This is a genomic window from Pseudomonas sp. EU05-FHT14B02, assembly GCF_058791055.1.
The window spans coordinates 1-20,381 of the sequence record NZ_JBYTDD010000005.1 but is presented as its reverse complement, the minus strand read 5'-3'; the positions used below and the strand labels follow the sequence as shown (position 1 = coordinate 20,381).

Below are 20,381 nucleotides of genomic sequence, written 5' to 3'. Positions count from 1 at the left end.
TCCCCATGCACGTACTGGTTTGCGAAGACGATGAATTGATCGCCAGCGGTATCGTCGCCGGCCTGACTGCCCAGGGCCTGACCGTGGAACACGTCGCCACGGCGTCCGCCGCCCGGGCGATGCTCAAGGTGGCGGAGTTCGACGTCATGGTGCTCGACCTAGGGTTGCCGGACGAAGATGGCCTCAAGCTGCTGCAACAGTTGCGCCATCAAGGTCTGGAGTTGCCGGTTTTGATCCTCACTGCCCGTGATTCGGTCACCGACCGCGTCGATGGCCTGCAGGCCGGTGCCGATGATTACCTGCTCAAACCGTTCGACCTGCGTGAACTCGCTGCACGCTTGCACACGCTGTTGCGACGGGTGGCAGGCCGCAGCGTCAACCTGATCGAGCATGGTGCCCTGACCTACGACCCGAGCAGCCGTGAAACCACGCTCGCGGGGCAGCCGGTGGACCTGTCGCGTCGTGAGCAGTCGTTGCTGCAAGCTTTGCTGCATAACCGTGGCCGTGTGTTGTCCACCGAACAACTCAAGGACAGCGTCTACGGTTTCAACGACGAGCTGGAAAGCAACGCCCTTAACGTCCATATCCATCACCTGCGGCGCAAGCTCGGCAATGGCATTGTCGAGACCGTGCGCGGCCTGGGCTATCGCCTGGGGCCGGCTGATGGCGGAGAAAAATCGAATTGATGAGTCTGCGTTTGCGCCTGAGTCTGACGCTCGGCGCCGCATTTGCCTTGATCTGGGCCCTGGCCGCGGCCTGGATGCTCAGCGATCTGCGCAATCAAATGATGTTTTCCCTCGACCAGCGCCTGGTGGCTTCGGCACGCATGGTCGCCGGCCTGATGGAGCAACTGCCGCCCGTGCCGAGCAAGGGCGAGGGCACCCACTTCAGTGCCGAACAGCTGAACATTCCGGGTGGCATGGCGTGCCAGGTCAGCTCGTTGCGCGGCGAAATCCTTGCCCGCAGTCACTCCGATCCGCAGCAGACCCTGGAGGCCGAGAAACTCGGGTTTCACGATCAGATGATCGACGGCGCGCCGTGGCGCAGTTTCACATTGGCCCGGGGCGATCTGCGCATCACCACCGCTGACCGGCAGATCGAGCGTGAGGCGTTGAACATGTCGATCCTGCTGGCCGCTTCGGTGCCGGTGGGCGTGGCGCTGCTCGGTTGCCTGTGTTTGCTCTGGCTGGGCATCGGCCAGGGGCTGGCGCCGCTCAACCGCATGCGCGATGCCTTGATGCGCCGCAGCGCCGACTCCCTCGAACCCTTGCAGATCCAGCCACTGCCCAGTGAGCTGCAACCCTTGCTGGAAACCCAGAACCAGTTGCTCCAGCGCATCGGCAAGACCATCGAGCGCGAACGTCGCCTGACCGGGGACGCGGCCCACGAACTGCGCAGCCCGCTGACCGCGATCAAGACCCACCTGCAAGTGGCGCGGATGACGCAAGGCAGCGCCCGGGACCAGTCCCTGGCCCGGGCTGAAGAGGGCGCCGACCGCATGCACCGGACCCTCGAACAATTACTGTTGTTGGCGCGCGTCGAGGGCAGCCTGTCATTCGACGACGGTGTGCAATGCAACGCCGAACAAGTGGCGAAACTGGCGATCCAGGACGCGGCAAGCGGCGATCGCCAGCGCATCAGGTTTCAGGCGCCGGGCAAGGTTTCCGCCGCGCCGGTACAAATGCCCGCAGTGCTGTCGATTGCCGCGCTGCGCAACTTGCTCGACAACGCACTGCGCCATACCCCCGCCGACAAAGCGGTGGAGTTGAGCCTGGAAACCACCGGCGATCGTGTGCAGTTTGTGGTGCGCGACCATGGGCCGGGGATTGCCGAAGAAGATCTGCAACACCTGACCCAGCGCTTCTGGCGCAACGGTCAGAGCACCGGTTGTGGTCTGGGGCTGGCGATTGTGCAAGCCATCGTTCAGCGTTGCGGTTGCACGCTGCATTTCGATAGCCGGCCGGACGGCTTGCGGGTTGAGCTGACGATGCCGCTGCAACCGGTCTGAAAAACACCCCCCTGTAGGAGCGAGCGTGCTCGCGATGGTCGATAACGATAACGCGTGCTTTCTGAGCACGCGGTGTTCTTGAGTCCATCGCGAGCGAGCTCCTGCAAAGGTTTCCGTGTTACCACCTAAATCCCTCAAGCGCTGATGCGTTTCCAGAACAGGAAAATCTTATTGAGGGGTCGAGAGATGTCAGTCGCTACCAGCCTTATCGAAGAGCAGCCGGCGACGCCCGCCGAGACGCTTTATCAATTCAACGAATCGCCATTGCTCGCTCGTCAGAGCCGGCAGGAATCCAACGCCCGCAGCTATCCGCGACGCATTCCCCTGGCACTCAAGCGCGCCAAGGGCATCTACGTCGAAGACGTCGAAGGCCGCACGTTCATCGACTGCCTGGCCGGTGCCGGGACCCTGGCCCTGGGACACAACCACCCGGTGGTGATCGAAGCCATTCAACAAGTGCTGAGCGATGAACTGCCGTTGCACACCCTGGACCTGACCACGCCGGTCAAGGACCGGTTCGTCCAGGATCTGTTCGCTCTGCTGCCGCCCGCCCTGGCCGCTGAAGCGAAGATCCAGTTCTGTGGTCCCACGGGCACCGACGCCGTGGAAGCCGCACTGAAACTGGTGCGTACCGCCACCGGTCGTAGCACCGTGATCTCGTTCCAGGGTGGCTATCACGGCATGAGTCAGGGCGCGTTGAGCCTGATGGGCAGCCTGGGGCCGAAAAAACCCCTGGGCGCATTGCTCGGCAGCGGCGTGCAGTTCATGCCGTACCCTTACGATTACCGCTGCCCGTTTGGGCTCGGCGGCGCGCAAGGGGTCAAAGCCAACCTGAGTTACCTGGAAAACCTGCTCAATGATCCCGAGGCCGGCGTGCAATTGCCGGCTGCGGTGATCGTGGAAGTGGTGCAGGGCGAGGGCGGGGTGATTCCGGCGGATCTGGACTGGTTGCGTGGCGTGCGGCGGATCACCGAAAAAGCGGGTGTCGCGCTGATCGTCGATGAAATCCAGAGTGGCTTCGCCCGCACCGGCAAGATGTTCGCCTTCGAGCATGCCGGGATCATTCCAGATGTCGTGGTGATGTCCAAGGCCATCGGTGGCAGCCTGCCGCTGGCGGTGGTGGTCTACCGCGACTGGCTCGACACCTGGCTGCCGGGCGCCCATGCCGGGACGTTCCGTGGCAACCAGATGGCCATGGCCGCCGGTTGCGCGGTGATGCGTTATCTGGTCGAAAACAAGGTCTGCGAGCATGCCGCCGCGATGGGCGAGCGCCTGGCCGAGCACCTGCGCATCCTGCAGCGGGACTTCCCGCAACTGGGTGATATTCGCGGGCGTGGCTTGATGCTCGGCGTCGAACTGGTCGACCCGGCGGGCGCGCTGGATGCCCAAGGCCATCCGCCGGCCTTCGCCCGCCTGGCACCACTGGTGCAGCGCGAATGCCTCAAGCGTGGCTTGATCCTGGAACTCGGCGGTCGCCATGGCGCGGTGGTGCGCTTCCTGCCGCCACTGGTGATTACCGCTGCGCAAATCGATCGCGTGGCCGAGATTTTCGGCCGGGCCCTGGCCGCCGCCAGTCTTTAAATTTTCCGCCCTGCGGATCGTTCCTTCTACATAACGGCTGCGCACACAGTGCAGCCCGCCCGAAAACGATGGAGAGACAGCATGACGTCAGTATTCGACCGCGAGGACATCCTCTTTCAGGTCGTGGTCAACCACGAAGAGCAATACTCGATCTGGCCCGACTACAAAGCCGTGCCACAAGGCTGGCGCACCGTGGGTAAAAGCGGGCTGAAAAAGGAATGCCTGGCCTATATCGAAGAAACCTGGACCGACATGCGTCCATTGAGCCTGCGGCAGAAGATGGACGAGCAGGCGGCTGTGGCGCACTGAGTCGTCACGCAAAAAGAAGCCCGCTGGACTGGTGACAGTCAGCGGGCTTTTTCAGGCCTGGAGTGTGTGCACAGGAAATGTGTGTGCGACGCAGAACCTGTAGGAGCTGGCTTGCCAGCGATGGACTCATAGGCGCCGTGTTCATCCATCAAGTACTCGTCATCGTTAACGACCATCGCTGGCAAGCCAGCTCCTACAGGGTTACGCGCCGTTCAATCCTTTGATGAGCAGATCCACATTCCCTTCAAGTTCGGCCACCGGGTCCTCGGCATCGGTGCTCAACACCACCAACCGGCTACCTGACCCGGCGATCACCGCTTTCAGCGCATCCGACGGCTGCCGGTGATGCAGCACCACCGTCACGTCATTGTCCTTGAGCGTTGCGCCCAACTGCTTCAGCGCCTCCGGTGTCCACTCGGCATCGGCGCGTGCATCCTGGCCGATCAATTCCAGATTGAGACCGCCGATCAGGTAGCCGAAGTGATCGCTGAGACTCATCACACTGAGGTTGTCCACATTGGCCAACCGCGCTTCGCTGTCGGCGCTGAGCTTGAGCAAACGCTGCTTGAGCGCTGCCAGGTTGGCGTCGATTTTCGGTTTGGCCTCGGGGGCCAGGCGCACCAGGTCCGCCGCCATCACATCGGCCATGCGCCCCATGTTATTGCTGGAGAACCACGGCTGACTGTTCAGCCCATCGACCTTGTTGTCGGGCTGTACGGCTATGCCGGGCAGGGCGCCATCCACGGGACGAGCGGCATCGACTTCGACGATACGGATATTGCTGCGCCGGGCGATCGGGTACAGCGGGTCATCCGGCCACAGTGAGCGCAGGCCGATCACCGCATCGGCGTCGCTTGCCAGTTTGGCCAGCGCCGGGGCGCCACGACCGGTGAAGTAGGCGGTCTGTCGGCTGCCGGGCAGGTTGGCTGGGGCCGCACGTTCGAGGCTGACATCGGTGCCTTTGAGCAAGACCTCACCGAGACCATAAGTAATCGGCAAGGAGGTCAGCACACGCAGCGGTTTGCCGATGTCGGCGGCCATGGTCGTTGTCGCCAGCCCGCACAGGGCGATGGCGAGGGTCAGTTGGCGCAGTGAAAAAATCATTTATCCAAGGTTCCCTTTCAGGCTGGGGACGACGCCGCGCGCAATGGCGGCCAGGGCGAAGGCGATACCGGCCACGAGGATGATCGCGGCGCCGGACGGGATCGGCAGGTCGAAGACAATCGGTGCAAGAATCCCGCACAGTGTGCTGACCGTGGCGATCAGCACCGAACACCAGAAAAAGCCCTTCAGCGATTGACTGAGCAGGCGTGCCGCGGCGGCCGGAATCACCAGCAGGGCGCCAACCAGAATCGCGCCGATGACCTTCACGGCGGCGACGGTAATCAGCGTCACCAGAATCACGAACAGATAATCCAGGGTTTTCACCGCCACCCCGCGCACCGCCGCCAACTGCGGGTTGAAACTGGCGAGCATGATGCGGTTGTACAAAGGCAAGGCCAGGGCCATGACCAGCGAACCGACGATGGCCAGCACCATCAGGTCATTGCCATTGACGGTCAGCACCGAGCCGAACAGCACGTTTTCCAGAATGTGCACGTTGATCTTGCCCGCCAGAATCAGCAGCAGGCTGGCTCCCAGCGCCAGGGATACCGAGAGGAACACACCGATCAGGGTGTCCGGGGCCAGACCGGTGCGGTTGCGCAGGTAATTGAGCAGGATGCCGAAAAGCAGGCAGTAGCCGAACAGGCTGCCGTAGGGACCGGTGTAGGGTTCGCCGAGCAGGATGCCGATGGCCACACCGGTCAGAGCAGCGTGACCGACCGCCTCGGAGAAAAACGCGAAGCGCTTGACCACCACCAACGTGCCCAGGCCTCCCAGTACCGGGCCGATCAGCAGACCGGCGAGCAGGGCGTTGACCACGAATCCATAGGCCAGCGCCTCGGGCAGATAACCCGACGACGCCCAGCCCTGGACCATCAGGCGAAAAGCTTCGTAACTCATCAGGCAAGGCTCCGTGAGTGGGTCGAGAACAGGTTCAACAGACGCTCCGGTGTCAGCGCCTGCTGCGGCGTGGCGTCGAACAGCACCCGGCGATTGAGCCCCGTGACGTGATCGGCCAGGCGCCCGACCGCTTCCAGGTCATGCTCGATCCACAGTACGGTGATGCCCGCCGCTCGCCAGTCGCCGAGCAAGCGTTCGAACACCCGGATACCGGCCTCATCGAGGGCGGACATCGGTTCGTCGAGCACCAGCAATTGCGGAGGCGGAATCAGTCCTTGGGCCAGCAACACCCGTTGCCGTTCGCCGCCGGACAGCGCGCCCATGCGGCGCTTGCGTTTATCCTGCATGCCAACCCGCTCCAGCGCCTCGCCAATCGCCGTCGCGTAGTGTTTGCTCAAGCCGAGAAAGGCCGGGCGACGCTGGCACATGGCGGCCATGAAATCGTCGACGGTCATTGGCAAGCCCCGGTCGAACTCCAGTGCCTGTGGCACATAGCCAATGGTCCCCGGTTCGGCTGGCCAATGCAGACTCAAGTGGCCCTGGTGAGGCATTTGCCCGAGCAGGGTCTTGATCAGCGAACTCTTGCCGCCGCCATTGGGGCCGACCAATGCGTGCACGCTGCCGGGTCGGACTTGAAATGTCACGTTGTCGAGGATCGTCGTGCGCCCGAGGGTCAGGCTGACGTCTGCAAAATCCAGCGTCGCTCCCACAGGGGATTCACTGAGTGTTTCTTTGGCGGTCATGCGCCCGACTCCTGAATCGCCCGCACTACGGTGTCGAGGTTGCCGGTCATTTCCTTTTCGTACTTGTCGGCGGTGTATTCGCCGTAGGAAATATGCGACAGCGGATACAGCTTCACGCCGGATTCGCGCTGGATGGTGTCGACGTAAGTGGAAGGAAAGTCCATCTCCGAGAAGATCACCTTCACGTCCAGTTCACGCAGTTGATCGATGGTTTTTTTCAGCTGGCTCGGGCTTGGCTCGATACCGTGGGCCGGCTCGACCACGGCCGTCACTTCGAGGCCGAATTCGCGCAGCAGATAGTCGTAGGCCGCGTGTACCGTTGCCACCCGCAGTTCCGCGTTCGGTGCCTGGGTCAGTTTGGCCAGGGCGACGGCGCGCATCTTGCGCAGGCGCTTGCCGTAGGCGCGGGCGTTCTCGGTGTAGGTTTTGGCATTGGCGGGATCTAGCTTGCCTAGCTCCCGGGCAATGTTGTTGACCTGGGCAATCGAGGCGCTGATCGACAGGAAGGTGTGCGGGTTCACCACCTTGCCGGCACCGCGTGCGGCCACGCCGGTGGCGGCCAGTAGCGGTACGTTTTCGTTGGCTTCGATTACCGGCACGTTCGGGGTTTCGCTGGCGGCGATCATGCGGTCGGCGAAGTCGTCATGGCCGACACCGTTGAGCACAATCACGTCCAGCCCGCTGATGCGCTTGATGTCTTCGGCGCGGGGCTCGTAGGCATGTGGGTTGAACCCGGCCGGAATCAGCGGCACCACCTCGGCCTTGTTGCCGACGATGTTCGCCACGTAGCTGTAGTAGGGATGCAGGGTGATACCGATGCGCAGGCGCTTGGTTTCGTCGGCGCTGGCCAGGGATGGCAGCAGGCAGGCGAGCAAGCCGACCAGCAGCAGGCGTAAAAAACAACGTTGAGATGAGTTGGGCATGGGAAAGCGGTCTTCTCTCGGAAAAAGGCGAGGGTTCAGTGCCGGTGCTGGCGGGTCACACCGGCATCGAATTGCGCGATGACCTGCTGCCAGCCGGCGCTTTCGAGCGCGACGTCGCTGAGGTCGGCCGGTGCCGTGAGCGTGCTGGCGCGGTTGAGCCAGATGTCCGGTGCAGCGTCGGCGGTTGCGCTCAGGCGCAGCAGAAACGAACCGGCGACTGTCGGCATCTGGCTCTGGCCGAAATAGGCCTTGGCGTCGAGCATTTGCCAGGCATGGCCACCCCGGCTGACGGAGCTGGCGTCCCGGACAAACGGGGCAAACCCTTCCTCGGCCAGCAACTCGGGTGTCGGCAGCGCTTGCTGTTCCTGGCGCAGCAAATGGATCTCGTCCAGCGTCACCCGCAAATCGGCGTAGATACCTTGCTCGGATGCACTGAGATCACGGCGCGCATCCAGTTGATGGCTGCTGACGCTGCTCACCTCATGGGATTCACCGCGCCAGAGCACCACCGAGCCGGCCACCGCCAGGATCGTCAGGCACAGCAGCAGAACATAGAGGGTTTCGTGACCGGCCCCGGCCGGGCGCACGACTTGGGTCGTTGGAGTACTCATGGTGCCTCGATGTCCGCTTGGTCGATTTCCACGACGTGACCGGGGCCGGCATCGAACAGCACATAGAACTCGGCGCCGGGCTTCTTGAAGGTCAGGGTCGAATCAGGCCCGAGCTTGCCCGGCACCAGGATGGTTTCGTCGTATCCGATCACATCGAGGGTCACGCCAGGAGCGCCGCTGCCGTCGGAAAAACCGCCGGTGCACTTGATCTGCTCCGCGTCGATGGCCTTGCATTCGCACATCGGATTGTGGGCCAGGGCGGCGGCGCTGAAACCGGCGCAGAGCACCAGCAACACGGCGTTGAGCGGGCGAAGAGAGGGGATCATGGTTTGCCTCCTTGTTTGTTCAGCCAGGCGATGGTGGCGGGGGAGGCCTGGCTCAAAGGAATGGATGCCTGATGCATGGCGCCGTCCCAGCCTTCCATGGTGATCCACAGTTCGGCGTCGGCCGTGGTCTTTTCCGGGACGGGCAGCGAGGCGCCCATGCGGTATGGGGTGCCGAAGAAAATCACCCCGGCGGCGCGCAGGCTGCGGGGCTTGCCGATACGCAGGTAAGTGGCCTTGACCTGGCCGATACAGGCCTCGCACAACGCGGCGTTGAAATCCTTCATGTAACCGGCCGGACCGTCGAGCATGGGCGCGGCGTTGCGCAATTCCGCCAGGCGCAGGCTCCAGGGACCGACCCAGACTTCGCCGACCTCCCGTTCGCCAAGGCCACTGTCGCCGCGCATCAATGCCTCGTCGGCGAAGTACTTGGGCATGAAGCCCAGGGGAATCAGCAGTAACAGGACGTTCAGATGAAAGCGCCATTTGTGCCAGAACACATGCAGGCGCGAGGGTTGCGAGGCCGCAGTGACTTTGCTCACAGGTGGGCCTCCGAGGGTTCGTTGTTCGTGACCGGTTGCGCCGCGGTGCCACGCTGTTTTTTGTTGCTGCGCTTGAAGGCATTGGCCGTGGCCAGTGCCGTGCGTTTGGTCCAGATCAGCAGACCGCTGAGCACCATCATGCTCAGCAACAGGCCGAAGAACGCCCAGATCAGCTTGATCCACAGGCCGCCGAAATCGCCGGTGTGCAGCGGGCGCATGGATTCGGTGACGAACTCCAGGGTCGAACGGTCCGAGATCAGGCGCGAGGCGGCGATTTCGCCGTTGTACGGGTTGATCGTGGCGGTCTGGAACATCAACGGATACCAACCGCGTCCGCCGACATCCAGGTGGCTGTAGGCATTGCCCGGCAAGCTGACAAAGCTGGCCTCCAGCCCGGAGATTTTCTGCGTGGCGATTTCAATTGCGCGGTCGAGGTCGATACGCGGCGGGGGCGAGCCGTCGGCTGACAGCGGCACCGCTTCGCGGGACATCGCCGGGATGATCTTTTCCGTGGAAATGGAAATCTGGTTATCGAACAGCAATGCCTGGATCAGAAACCAGGTGCCGGTGATGGAAATCACCGCGATGAACCAGATCGACCAGATACCGCTCAAGCGGTGAAAGTCACCCCAGAAAATCCGCGCGCCGTGGCGAATACGCAGGGTTGGCCGAAAAAAGCCTTTCCAGAAGCGCTTGTAGACCACCAGCCCCGTGACCAGCGACGCCAGTAGCGGCAAGCCGAGAAACGACACCAGGTACCAGCCCCAGCTGTAACCGTTGGTGAACGGCACCAGCCACCAGCCGTGCAGTGCTCGGGTGAAGGCGCGGAAGTTGAACTCCGGCGCGACACCCTGGATTACGCCGCTGTACGGATTGACATAAATCACCAGCGAGCGCCCGTCGGGGTAGCTGACTTCGACATCCAGGGCAAAATGCGACTCGTCGGGGCGGCTGATGCTCTGCACCACGGTCTGCGGTTCGGCCTTGTTGATGGCCTCGATGACCTGCTGGTAGCTGAGCAGCGGGGCGTCGTCCGAGGGCTGGCTGGCGCGCATTGGCGGGTTGGTCAGCCAGACGATCTCCTGACTGATGACGGCCAGGGTTCCGGTTACACAGACGATCAGCACGAAAAACCAGATCGGCAATGCCAGCCAGCTATGGACCAGGAACCAGATTTTTGAACGGGACTTCTTTGACATGTTGGAGGTCTTGCCTGGATGAGAGGCAGCTCGGCTGCGGGCTTCGCAGGGATGAGCGCCCAGAAGGTCCGGTCGTGGCTTTTGCCTACGCGAAAGGACTGCATCTAAGTAGGACGAATGAGCAGGGGAAATCCCGAAAGGGGAAATGAAAGAAAATGTTTCTCATTGTCGACAGGTCGCGGGAGGGCTTGCTTGCGCAAGTGATTGACGAGTCGGCGGTGCTGCTGAAAGTGATGCTCTTGTGGGAACGAGCCTCCTCGCGAAGAGGCCCGCTCCAGCACCAAAGATATCAACCCTGGGCAAACATCTCCCTGGCCCGTTGTTCGATCTGTTCCTGAGTCAGGTCTTCCTTGTGCGTGGCCAGGAACCACAGGTGCCCGTAGGGATCCTTCAAGGTCCCTGAACGGTCGCCGTAAAACTGATCCTTGACCTCCGATACAACGGTTGCGCCGGCTTCGATCGCCTGTTTGTAGGACTTGTCGACATCCGTCACGTACAAATGCAGACCCACGGACGGTGAATTGTCCGGGTTGCTCAACGGTCCTTGATCACATGGTGTGCCCAGCATGATCGGGCAATCGCCAATGCGCAGTTCCGCGTGGCCGACACCGCCATCGGGCATGTCCAGGCGCATGATTTCAATGGCGCTGAAGGCTTTTTTGTAGAAGGCGATGGCTTCGGCGGCTTTGTTGATGCCCAGATAGGGGGTGACGCTGTGATACCCCTCTGGAATGGGTTTGACGCTCATGATGGAACTCCCTGTTGTTGTTTTGTGAATGGAAAGTACCTGTGCCGTTGTACGACCGAATAAATATAGGCCAGCCTCTTTCGCCTCACCGAGTGCCCGACGAGCAGCAGCGCCATTCAAGTGCCATCAAGTTGGCTCCAACCAGTGCGCTCCCGGCCCGCGCTCTCCCAGCACATCGCCTGCGTTGCGCAATGGACAAGCCTCCATCGACAGGCAACCACACCCGATACAGCCGTTGAGACGATCGCGCAGCAGGGTCAGTTGGTTGATGCGCTCATCCAGTTCCTGGCTCCATTGCGCCGACAGCATTTTCCAGTCCGCCGCCGTCGGCGCCCGGTTGTCGGGCAGTGACTTGAGGGCTTCGCCGATTTCCGCCAAAGGAATTCCCAGGCGCTGGGCAACCTTGATCAAGGCCACCCGTCGCAGCACTTCCCTGGGATAGCGGCGCTGGTTGCCCTGATTGCGGTTGCTCTTGATCAGCCCCTTGGACTCATAGAAGTGCAGCGCCGTGACCGCCACACCGCTGCGCGCCGCGACTTGGCCGACGGTAAGTTCCTTGTGCAGGTTTTCCGGGGTGATCATTTAAAAATTGCCTCTTGACCTCTAGTTAACTTGAGGTTTTACCCTGCACACCTTTGGATCGCAAGATTCGCCTTACATGTGAGTGGGGGACATTTCATGCAAGTCTCAGAGAAGAATCGCAGCTTTACCCAACTGATCGAGTTCCAGATCGAACCGCATCAACAATCCGCGCTGGTATTGGCATTGCGGGAACAGACCGAACATCTGGCCCGGCAGCACCGCGGCTTTCTCAGTGCCAGCATCCAGGCCAGCGATGATGGCCGGCGGGTACTCAATTATCTGCAATGGCAAAGCCGTGAAGCCGGGGAGGCCGCCTTCCGGGCCTTTGAAAGCGGCGAAGAGGATTTCTGGCAGTTGATCCGCGCCCATCAGGCGAAGGCCGTGACCTTCGGCTCGTTCCAGGTCCTGCACAGCCTGGAGCGCAGCCACGACAATGCATTGCACTGCAGCCTGGTCGGCTGGCGCTGACAAGGGCAATGATCGCCATTTCTTGATAGCCACTATTGAAAGCGTTGATTTCTACTGCCCGGGAGGCGCGGGTAGCCTGTGTTCATTGCCTCGAACCCAGTCGCCAGGACGCCAGAAATGAAACCGATGATCGCCACTTTGCTGATGCTCGCCGTCTCCGTACTCGCCGGATGTGCCAGTCATGTTTCCCCGGAGCTTCGCCCTTATACGGCTGAAGAAAGCAGGGAGTTGGCGCTGGAAGCGCTGAACCGCCGCGGATTGTCCTTCGACGAGTACCACGCGAAAAAGGCCGAACTGCTCGGCCAGCCGAAAAAGTCGTTCGGCTTCGACAACCAGGGTGAAATGAACGCCGGGCGATCTGTACAGCTTCACGGTCGTCCGAGCTGAGGCGAAACTGTACTGCTCCAAGTTTCGCGTAACTGTCCATGGGTTTCGCCGAAGGTGTGCGATAGGGTCAACACCTGACCGACCCTGACGGACTGCCACCCATGACGCTCTCACTCGACCTGCTGCTGGGCTTCGCCCTGTTTGCCCTCGTCACCTCGATCACGCCCGGCCCGAACAACACCATGTTGCTGGCCTCCGGGGTGAACTTCGGCTTCAACCGCACGATTCCGCACATGCTCGGTATCACTTGTGGCTTCTTCGTACTGGTGGTGGCTGTCGGCTTTGGTCTTGGCGCGGTGTTCCAGACCTACCCTTTGCTCTACACCGTGCTGCGTTATGTCGGGGCGGCGTATTTGCTGTATCTGGCGTGGAAAATCGCCCATTCCGGGCCAATGTCGGAGAGCCAGCAGAGCGAGGCGAAACCGATCAGTTATTTGGGCGCCGCCGCGTTCCAGTGGGTCAATCCCAAGGCCTGGATCATGGCCATCGGTGCAATCAGCACTTACACACCGATGCAGGGCTACTTCACGAATGTGATCGTGATTGCGGCCGTCTTTGCGATCATCAACCTGCCGAGCGTGGGTGTCTGGGCCGCTTGCGGCACGCTGTTGCGCAATGTTCTGAAGGATCGCCGCTGGCTGCGCCTGTTCAATTGGGGTATGGCCGCGCTGCTTGTGGGTTCGCTGTATCCGCTGATACTCGAAAGCTTTAGCTGACGCATTGCTTCAACCGGTTGCCCGATGCCTGTTAAGCTGACTTTTCAGGAGCGTTCCTACGCACTTTTAAATGAAGTAATTCTTCTTTAACGGCATCCGATCAGGTATTGGTAACGTTCTGAAAACCGCGCGCAGCTCACAAGGCTGCGCTTTGCCGTTTGCAGTCACGAGCTTCCTGATCCCGGAACCCGCTCTGCGAGTCTTTTATGAATAAACGTCCGTTGTATTTCGATTACGCCGCCACCACGCCGGTGGATGAGCGGGTCATCAAGGTGATGGTCGAGTGTCTGGGCTTTACCGGCAATTTCGGCAACCCTGCCTCCAGTTCCCACGTCTTCGGCCAGCAGGCCCGGCAATCGGTCGAACAGGCGCGACGCCAGGTCGCCGAGCTGGTCGGTGCGACGCCCGGGCAGATCGTCTGGACCTCAGGCGCCACCGAATCCAACAACCTCGCGCTCAAAGGCGTGGCCCAGGCCCGCGGCATTGGCGGGGGCCATATCATCACCAGCCAGATCGAACACAAGGCCATACTCGATACCGCCAGGCAACTGGAGGATGCCGGTGTCGCGGTGACCTACCTGGTGCCGGACGCCGAGGGCCTGATCACGGCGCAAGCGGTCAGCGAAGCCATGCGCGAAGACACCTTCCTGGTGTCGCTGATGCTGGTCAACAACGAACTGGGCACCCTCAACGACATTCCCGCCATCGGTCAGGTCGTGCGTGATCGCGGGGCGTTGTTCCATGTCGACGCCGCACAGGGCGCGGGCAAAGTGGCGATCGACCTCGCACTGTGGCCGGTGGACCTGATGTCGTTTTCCGCGCACAAGCTCTACGGCCCCAAGGGCATCGGCGCGTTGTACGTGGGGTCGCGTGCACAACAGCGTTTGCAGGCGCAGATCCATGGCGGCGGGCATGAGGGCGGTTTGCGCTCCGGCACGCTGGCGACCCATCAGATCGCGGCCATGGGCGCGGCCTTTGCACTGGCGGCGGCTGCGTTCGATGAAGAGAACGCCACCATCGTACGTTTGCGTGAACGCTTGCTCGAGCAATTGCAGAGCGTTCCCGGCGCGCGTCTCAACGGCAGCCCGACCCGGCGCATTCCCCATACCCTGAGTCTGACCTTCGACGAAGGCGAGTTCAACTCGGCGGCGTTGCTGGCCTCGATCGCGTTTTCCGCGACCTCGGCCTGCAATTCCGCGAGCAATGCCCCATCCCATGTGTTGCTGGCCCTGGGGCACGATGCCCGCTCGGCCAGTCGCACCATCCGCTTGAGCCTCGGGCGTTTCACCACCGAGCAAGATATCGACCAGGCGGTTCAACTGATCAAGGCAGCCTGCGCCAGTGCTCCGGCATTCTGGCAATAGGGCGACGAAGTGCCGACGTTGATCGGCACTCAACAATAATGATGAAGTGCTTAGCAGGAGACACGATGAATACGCAGCTTTCGACCAATGGATCGGTGCCCCAGCGCCTGGCGCAAACCCGCGAACTGATGAGCCGGGAGGGCATTCACGCCTTGCTGGTGCCGTCGGCCGACCCGCACCTGTCCGAATACCTGCCGGGTTACTGGCAGGGGCGCCAGTGGTTGTCGGGTTTCCATGGTTCGGTCGGCACCCTGATCGTGACTCCGGACTTTGCTGGCGTCTGGGTCGACAGCCGTTATTGGGAACAGGCGACCAAGGAACTCAAGGACAGCGGTATTGATCTGGTCAAGCTGCAACCGGGTCAACCCGGGCCTCTGGAGTGGCTGGCCGAGCAAACCCCCGAGGGTGGCGTTGTGGCAGTCGACGGAGCGGTCATGGCTGTGGCTTCGGCGCGGACCTTGGGCAGCAAACTTGAAGAGCGCGGTGCTCGCCTGCGCACCGACATCGACCTGTTGAGCGGAGTCTGGAGCGACCGCCCAAGCCTGCCGGACGCACCGATCTATCAGCACTTGCCACCCCAGGCGACCGTCAGCCGTGGCGAAAAACTTGCCAAGCTGCGTGAGACTCTGCAGGCGCGGGGTGCCGACTGGCATTTCATCGCCACCCTGGACGATATCGCCTGGCTGTTCAACCTGCGTGGCGGCGACGTGTCGTTCAACCCGGTGTTTGTTTCTTTCGCCTTGATCAATCAACAACAGGCCACGCTGTTTGTCGCCTTGAGCAAAGTCAGCGCCGAACTGCGCGCCATCCTCGAACAAGACGGCGTGACCTTGCGCGATTACAGCGAAGTCGCCGCCGCACTGCGTGCCGTACCGAGCGGCGCGAGCCTGCAAGTCGATCCGGCGCGGGTCACGGCGGGGTTGCTGGACAACCTCGACAGCGGCGTGAAACTGATCGAAGGCCTGAATCCGACCACCCTGGCCAAATCGCAAAAAAGCCTGGCCGATGCCGAACACATCCGTCAGGCCATGGAACAGGACGGCGCAGCACTGTGCGAATTCTTTGCCTGGCTGGATTCGGCACTGGGGCGCGAGCGCATCACCGAACTGACCATCGACGAAAAACTCACCGCGGCCCGTGAACGCCGTCCGGATTATGTGTCTCTGAGTTTCAACACCATTGCCGCGTTCAACGCCAATGGCGCGATGCCGCACTACCATGCCACCGAAGAAGAACACGCGGTGATCGAAGGGGACGGCCTGCTGCTGATCGACTCCGGCGGCCAGTACCTGGGCGGCACCACCGACATCACGCGCATGGTTGCGGTGGGCACACCGACCGATGAACAAAAACGCGATTGCACCCGCGTGCTCAAGGGCGTGATTGCCTTGTCCCGCGCGCAGTTCCCGAAAGGCATTCTGTCGCCGCTGCTCGATGCCATCGCCCGTGCGCCCATCTGGGCGGAAAGTGTCGACTACGGTCACGGCACCGGTCATGGAGTCGGTTACTTCCTGAACGTCCACGAAGGTCCGCAAGTCATTGCTTATCAGGCCGCGCCTGCCCCGCAAACCGCGATGCAACCCGGCATGATCACCTCTATTGAACCGGGTACCTATCGTCCGGGTCGTTGGGGTGTGCGTATCGAAAACCTGGCGATGAACCGTGAGGCAGGCAAAAGCGAATTCGGCGAGTTCCTCAAGTTCGAAACACTGACCCTGTGCCCGATCGACACGCGTTGCCTGGAAACTTCGCTGTTGTCCGCGGACGAGAAGCAGTGGTTCAACGCTTACCACGCCGAAGTGCGCGAACGCTTGAGTCCGTTGGTCGAAGGTGCTGCGCTGGAATGGCTCAATACCCGCACGGCGGCTATCTGATCGGATGCTGCTATTGGTTCCGGCGTAGCTATTTGAGCTCAGGCGCTTTATCCAGCGCCTGAGCCATAGAGCGGCAAAGGGGCGGTTGGTGGTCGAGATTCAACTCAAGGCTTCGAGCACGAAGTCCAGTCGATCCTGGCCGAAGTACAACTGATTGTCGACAAACATGCTTGGGGCTCCGAATACGCCTCGCTGTACGGCTTTTTCGGTGTTGTCCTTGAGCAGGGCTTTTACTTCTTCATCGGCGGTCAGAGCCAGCACCTCTTGCGGATCGAAAGCGTTTTCGCTGAGCACTGCCGCGACGGTTGCCGGTTCATCCAGGCTGCGACCCTCGACCCATATGGCCTTGAACAGGCAATCGATGAAGGCGCCGAAGCGTTCAGGGTGGCGCAACTGCATGCCTGTTACGGCACGCATGAGCATCAAGGTGTTGATCGGGAAGTGGGCATTGAATTTCAGAGGCACGCCGTAGCGTTTGGCGTAGCGGTCCAGATCCTCAAACATGTAGCGGCCTTTGGCCGGGACTGTCGCTGGAGAGGCGTTACCGGTGGCTTTGAACACTCCGCCCAACAAGAGCGGAATGTAGATCAACCGAGTGTCGGTTTGCGCGCAGATCTTCGGTAACTGGGTGTAGGCCAGATAGGTGGCGGGGCTGCCGAGGTCGAAGTAGAACTCCACGGTTTTGCTCATTTCAAGGCGCTCGTCTTATTGTTGTGTGTGGGGGGTTACCAGCGTTCGCTCCAGGGACGCAGGTCTAGTTCGAAAGTCCAGGCGTCGCGGGGCTGGCTGTGCAGGTACCAGTAATTCTCGGCAATGTGTTCGGGGTTAAGGATGCCGTCCTGATCCTTGGTCGCGTATTTCTCGGGGAAGCTGTCGCGGATGAAATCGGTATCGATGGCGCCGTCGACGACGACATGGGCAACGTGAATGTTCATGGGGCCGAGCTCTCGGGCCATGCTTTGCGCCAGCGCACGAATGCCGTGCTTGGCACCGGCAAATGCGGCGAACCCGGCGGCGCCACGCAGGCCTGCAGTGGCTCCGGTGAACAGAATCGTGCCCCGCTGGCGCTTGACCATGCGTTTGGCCACTTCACGCGCATTGAGAAAGCCGGAAAAACAGGCCATTTCCCAGATCTTGAAATACTTGCGGGCGGTTTCTTCGAGAATGCTGCACGGCACGTTCGCGCCGATGTTGAACACGAATGCCTCGATAGGGCCGATCTCGCTTTCTATCTGCTCGACCAGTGCGACCACGTCGTCTTCCTTGCGGGCGTCGCAGGCGAAACCGTGGGCCTCGCCACCATCGGCCTTTATGGCATCCACCAATGGCTGGAGCTTGTCCGCACTGCGGCGGGTAACGCAGGTGACAAAACCTTCCCGGGCAAAACGCTTGGCAATGGCGCCACCCGTGGCATCACCTGCACCGACGATAAGAACGACCTTCTTGTTATTCATGGGTAGATCCCTTTTGGTAAACGTTCGTTAACTAAACGAACGTTATGCTATGATTCGACAGGCGTCAAGGCGAGCAAGCTAGGGAGAAAGGCAATGCGTTATTCGGCCAGTCACAAGCTGGAAACCAGGCAGAGGCTGCTGGAAAGCAGTGCGGTATCGGCCAAGAAGTCCGGATTTTCAACGGTGGGCGTGGACGGGCTGATGAAAGCGATTGGCTTGAGTGGCGGCGCCTTCTATAGCCATTTCTCGTCGAAAGACGAATTGTTCGCCAGCATTGTCGAGCGTGAGTTGGGGCAAAGCCTGGCGCGATTGGGGGAGGGGCAGGACCGTGACAAGCTTGAACGCTGCTTGAAGCAGTACCTGAGTATGTCTCACGTCGAGAGTCCGGAAACCGGTTGTGCATTGCCGGCATTGGGGGCGGAAATTGCCCGTTCTGACCTGGCTGTCCGTCAACAGGCAGAGCACTGGATTTGCCGGCTTCAGGAAAGTTGGGCGGGTATTCTGCAAAGCGACAGCCTGGCGTGGGCGATTCTGTCGCAATGTATTGGCGCGCTGGTTGTAGCGCGCATGCTGGCTAGCCCGGATATCCAGCGCAGAGTGCTTAACTCCAGCTACGAGGAAATTGGCCGTCAGATCGCAAGCCCGAGAACCTGACCCGACGGCCCTGCCTATTTGCAGATGACAATCATGCTGCGGCTGGTATAGCCCGCAGGATTGAGGCCAAACGGGTAATCGCCGGGCTCTTCCACTGCATCTCCCGACTTGGCAATGACCTTGTATCCCTTGGGTGCGCAGGAATTGGCGGCGCTGGCGTAGCACTTGTCCCAGGACGAAGACAGTCCGGAACAGTTGATGTGTAGCCCTTTCTTACCGTGCTTGATCTGTGTTTCCGAAGTCGCTGCGCAGCCCGCAATTGCAAGTACGGCGATCAGCATCAAAAATCGTTTCATTACTGTCCTTATAGCGTCCCCGGATCTTGTGCCCGGGTTTGGCTGCTTTCACTTTCGCTTGACGCGTACCGATATCCCTATCTGAAATGGTCCATGTCATGACTCTGGGGTGCGGGGCTAAACATGGCCTAATTGAGCGGCAAATACCAGAGTCGTGTCATATCTGCTTTCAATCCGCCGCTACGGCTGGTCTGGTGCTTGTACTCATGGTCATGGTGGCACCGACGGATGCCAGAATGATGCACATGATTGCCATCCATTGTGACAGCGAGAGGTATTCATGAAGGAACAGCAAGCCAGATAGCGCGCCGAAGGCTGGCTCGATACTCATTAGTGTGCCGAAGGTTCTGGCCGGCATGCGGGTCAGCGCGACCATCTCCAGGGTGTAGGGGAGGGCCGTGGACAGGATGGCGACGCCAAGAGCTACAGGGATCAATGACGGGCTCAGCAGAGCTGAGCCTGCATGGACAATACCGATGGGGGCTACGAAGAGCGCAGCGATCATTACCCCTAGCGCGGCAGTTTGCACGCCATTGTCGGCCCCGGCTTTTTGGCCGAACAAAATGTACAGTGCCCAGCAGACACCTGCGCCCAAGGCATAGCCGGCGCCTACAAGATCGATGCCTGCGGTCGTTTCTCCCGTCGGTATCAGTAACAGTAAGCCTGCAGCAGCCAGGGCAATCCACAAAAAGTCGATCGCGCGACGCGAGGCGTAGATCGCCACCGCCAGTGGGCCGGTGAATTCAAGTGCCACCGCGATGCCCAGCGGGACGGTTTGCAACGACATATAGAAGAGGAAGTTCATGCCGCCCAGCGCCATCCCGTAGACGATGACAGTGCGCAGGGACTTTGCAGTGAGTTTTGCCCGCCATGGACGCAGTATCAGCATCATGATCACGCTGGCAAAAATCAGTCGTAATGTTGTCGTCCCCTGAGGGCCGACAACGGAGAACATGCTTTTGGCCAGGGAGGCTCCGGACTGGATCGATGCCATGGCTATGAGCAGCAGCCCAACCGAGAACAGGGTAGAGGCTAGACTGCGAGACTGGTCATTCATTACGTGGCATCGTCCGAAATATAGGAATCAGGGCGTTTCTATTTGTGTTGGGCAATATACTGCGCACTCATTGCAAGTGCGTCTATATATAAGCAGTGTTTTTGCACATGTCGATAGAAACCAGAATCAGTGCTTGACGGCAGATTCTAGAGGCCTATAATTCGCCCCACTTCCGGCGCAGTCGAAACGGAAAACTCCTTGGTAAACAAAGAGTTACGCAGTTTTCGGCAGCAGGTTGCTTCAGTTCATCGAAGCCGAAAGGGAGTTGAAAAAGAGGTGTTGACAGCAGCGTGTAACGCTGTAGAATTCGCCTCCCGCTGATGAGAGATCTGAAGCGCAAGTGGTTGAAGTTGTTAAGGATTTCCAAGCGAAACTTTGAAAACTTCTGAAAATAATCACTTGACAGCAAATGAGGCTGCTGTAGAATGCGCGCCTCGGTTGAGACGAAAGATCTTAACCAACCGCTCTTTAACAACTGAATCAAGCAATTCGTGTGGGTGCTTGTGGAGTCAGACTGCTAGTCAACAGATTATCAGCA

At 60.6% G+C, this 20,381-nt stretch carries 24 protein-coding genes; 10 read left to right on the top strand and 14 right to left on the bottom strand.

The features are described from left to right. Positions 1-5: 5 nt before the first annotated feature. The 4 genes from AC3WTM_RS06765 (at position 6) to AC3WTM_RS06750 (ending at position 3,898) form a co-directional block, all read left to right on the top strand. Positions 6-686: a response regulator gene (locus AC3WTM_RS06765; RefSeq protein ID WP_102672121.1), complete on the top strand. Its 681-nt coding sequence runs from the start codon at positions 6-8 to the stop codon at positions 684-686. Further along, positions 683-2,008, top strand: a complete 1,326-nt coding sequence (locus tag AC3WTM_RS06760) for an ATP-binding protein (protein WP_102672122.1) — start codon at positions 683-685, stop codon at positions 2,006-2,008. Before AC3WTM_RS06765 ends, AC3WTM_RS06760 begins: the two co-directional genes overlap by 4 nt. 186 nt (positions 2,009-2,194) lie before the next feature. After that, the gene (locus AC3WTM_RS06755) at positions 2,195-3,589 is read left to right on the top strand and encodes an aspartate aminotransferase family protein (protein ID WP_102672123.1); all 1,395 of its coding nucleotides are present in this window, start codon (positions 2,195-2,197) and stop codon (positions 3,587-3,589) included. Positions 3,590-3,670: 81 nt separating this feature from the next. Continuing rightward, the gene (locus AC3WTM_RS06750; protein WP_057713869.1) at positions 3,671-3,898 is read left to right on the top strand and encodes an MbtH family protein; all 228 of its coding nucleotides are present in this window, start codon (positions 3,671-3,673) and stop codon (positions 3,896-3,898) included. A 201-nt stretch (positions 3,899-4,099) separates the two neighbouring features. On the opposite strand, the gene AC3WTM_RS06745 is transcribed toward AC3WTM_RS06750, so the two are convergent. The 10 genes from AC3WTM_RS06745 to soxR form a co-directional block, all read right to left on the bottom strand. Next, positions 4,100-5,002, bottom strand: coding sequence for a metal ABC transporter substrate-binding protein (locus AC3WTM_RS06745; protein ID WP_102672124.1), 903 nt, complete (start codon positions 5,000-5,002; stop codon positions 4,100-4,102). Beyond that, positions 5,003-5,902: a metal ABC transporter permease gene (locus AC3WTM_RS06740; protein WP_102672125.1), complete on the bottom strand. Its 900-nt coding sequence runs from the start codon at positions 5,900-5,902 to the stop codon at positions 5,003-5,005. Next, a complete protein-coding gene (locus tag AC3WTM_RS06735; RefSeq protein WP_102672126.1) occupies positions 5,902-6,645 on the bottom strand; it encodes a metal ABC transporter ATP-binding protein in 744 nt (247 codons plus the stop codon). Before AC3WTM_RS06735 ends, AC3WTM_RS06740 begins: the two co-directional genes overlap by 1 nt. Continuing rightward, positions 6,642-7,568 (bottom strand): metal ABC transporter substrate-binding protein, encoded by a 927-nt coding sequence (locus AC3WTM_RS06730; RefSeq protein WP_102672127.1) that lies wholly within the window; start codon positions 7,566-7,568, stop codon positions 6,642-6,644. Before AC3WTM_RS06730 ends, AC3WTM_RS06735 begins: the two co-directional genes overlap by 4 nt. Positions 7,569-7,603: 35 nt before the next feature. Beyond that, the gene (locus AC3WTM_RS06725) at positions 7,604-8,179 is read right to left on the bottom strand and encodes a DUF6162 family protein (RefSeq protein ID WP_102672128.1); all 576 of its coding nucleotides are present in this window, start codon (positions 8,177-8,179) and stop codon (positions 7,604-7,606) included. Beyond that, on the bottom strand, positions 8,176-8,505 hold the full coding sequence (locus AC3WTM_RS06720; RefSeq protein WP_102672129.1) for a hypothetical protein: 330 nt from the start codon (positions 8,503-8,505) through the stop codon (positions 8,176-8,178). The genes AC3WTM_RS06725 and AC3WTM_RS06720 overlap by 4 nt, the downstream gene beginning before the upstream one ends. Continuing rightward, positions 8,502-9,044 carry a PA2404 family protein gene (locus AC3WTM_RS06715; protein WP_102672130.1) on the bottom strand — a complete coding sequence of 181 codons (543 nt, stop codon included), beginning with the start codon at positions 9,042-9,044 and terminating at the stop codon, positions 8,502-8,504. Before AC3WTM_RS06715 ends, AC3WTM_RS06720 begins: the two co-directional genes overlap by 4 nt. After that, on the bottom strand, positions 9,041-10,243 hold the full coding sequence (locus tag AC3WTM_RS06710; protein WP_102672131.1) for a PepSY-associated TM helix domain-containing protein: 1,203 nt from the start codon (positions 10,241-10,243) through the stop codon (positions 9,041-9,043). Before AC3WTM_RS06710 ends, AC3WTM_RS06715 begins: the two co-directional genes overlap by 4 nt. 289 nt (positions 10,244-10,532) lie before the next feature. Further along, positions 10,533-10,991, bottom strand: a complete 459-nt coding sequence (locus tag AC3WTM_RS06705; protein ID WP_102672132.1) for a VOC family protein — start codon at positions 10,989-10,991, stop codon at positions 10,533-10,535. 126 nt (positions 10,992-11,117) lie between these two features. After that, complete coding sequence (soxR, locus tag AC3WTM_RS06700; protein WP_102672133.1) at positions 11,118-11,573, bottom strand: redox-sensitive transcriptional activator SoxR; 456 nt, start codon at positions 11,571-11,573, stop codon at positions 11,118-11,120. A gap of 96 nt (positions 11,574-11,669) precedes the next feature. On the opposite strand from soxR, the gene AC3WTM_RS06695 reads away from it, so the two are divergent. From AC3WTM_RS06695 to AC3WTM_RS06675, 5 genes are all read left to right on the top strand, one after another. Continuing rightward, the gene (locus AC3WTM_RS06695) at positions 11,670-12,041 is read left to right on the top strand and encodes an antibiotic biosynthesis monooxygenase (RefSeq protein WP_102672134.1); all 372 of its coding nucleotides are present in this window, start codon (positions 11,670-11,672) and stop codon (positions 12,039-12,041) included. A 117-nt stretch (positions 12,042-12,158) separates the two neighbouring features. Further along, complete coding sequence (locus AC3WTM_RS06690) at positions 12,159-12,428, top strand: hypothetical protein (RefSeq protein WP_085715261.1); 270 nt, start codon at positions 12,159-12,161, stop codon at positions 12,426-12,428. Positions 12,429-12,529: 101 nt separating this feature from the next. After that, on the top strand, positions 12,530-13,144 hold the full coding sequence (locus AC3WTM_RS06685; protein WP_102672135.1) for a LysE family translocator: 615 nt from the start codon (positions 12,530-12,532) through the stop codon (positions 13,142-13,144). 206 nt (positions 13,145-13,350) lie between these two features. Continuing rightward, entirely contained in the window at positions 13,351-14,508 is a 1,158-nt protein-coding gene (locus AC3WTM_RS06680) for a cysteine desulfurase family protein (RefSeq protein ID WP_102672136.1), read from the top strand. Positions 14,509-14,573: 65 nt separating this feature from the next. Beyond that, positions 14,574-16,382 (top strand): aminopeptidase P family protein, encoded by a 1,809-nt coding sequence (locus AC3WTM_RS06675; RefSeq protein ID WP_102672137.1) that lies wholly within the window; start codon positions 14,574-14,576, stop codon positions 16,380-16,382. A 99-nt stretch (positions 16,383-16,481) separates the two neighbouring features. Here the strand turns inward: AC3WTM_RS06675 and AC3WTM_RS06670 are convergent, their stop codons facing one another. After that, positions 16,482-17,072: a 2-hydroxychromene-2-carboxylate isomerase gene (locus AC3WTM_RS06670; RefSeq protein ID WP_102672138.1), complete on the bottom strand. Its 591-nt coding sequence runs from the start codon at positions 17,070-17,072 to the stop codon at positions 16,482-16,484. A gap of 35 nt (positions 17,073-17,107) precedes the next feature. Next, the gene (locus tag AC3WTM_RS06665; RefSeq protein WP_102672139.1) at positions 17,108-17,836 is read right to left on the bottom strand and encodes an SDR family oxidoreductase; all 729 of its coding nucleotides are present in this window, start codon (positions 17,834-17,836) and stop codon (positions 17,108-17,110) included. Between the two features lie 93 nt (positions 17,837-17,929). Here AC3WTM_RS06665 and AC3WTM_RS06660 point away from each other — a divergent pair, with 93 nt between their 5' ends. Next, positions 17,930-18,490: a TetR/AcrR family transcriptional regulator gene (locus AC3WTM_RS06660; protein WP_102672140.1), complete on the top strand. Its 561-nt coding sequence runs from the start codon at positions 17,930-17,932 to the stop codon at positions 18,488-18,490. Positions 18,491-18,504: 14 nt separating this feature from the next. Here the strand turns inward: AC3WTM_RS06660 and AC3WTM_RS06655 are convergent, their stop codons facing one another. Together AC3WTM_RS06655 and rhtA are read right to left on the bottom strand one after the other, a co-directional pair. Then, positions 18,505-18,786, bottom strand: coding sequence for a hypothetical protein (locus tag AC3WTM_RS06655; protein ID WP_057713887.1), 282 nt, complete (start codon positions 18,784-18,786; stop codon positions 18,505-18,507). A gap of 169 nt (positions 18,787-18,955) precedes the next feature. Further along, the gene (rhtA, locus tag AC3WTM_RS06650; protein WP_102672141.1) at positions 18,956-19,843 is read right to left on the bottom strand and encodes a threonine/homoserine exporter RhtA; all 888 of its coding nucleotides are present in this window, start codon (positions 19,841-19,843) and stop codon (positions 18,956-18,958) included. Positions 19,844-20,381 lie beyond the last annotated feature (538 nt).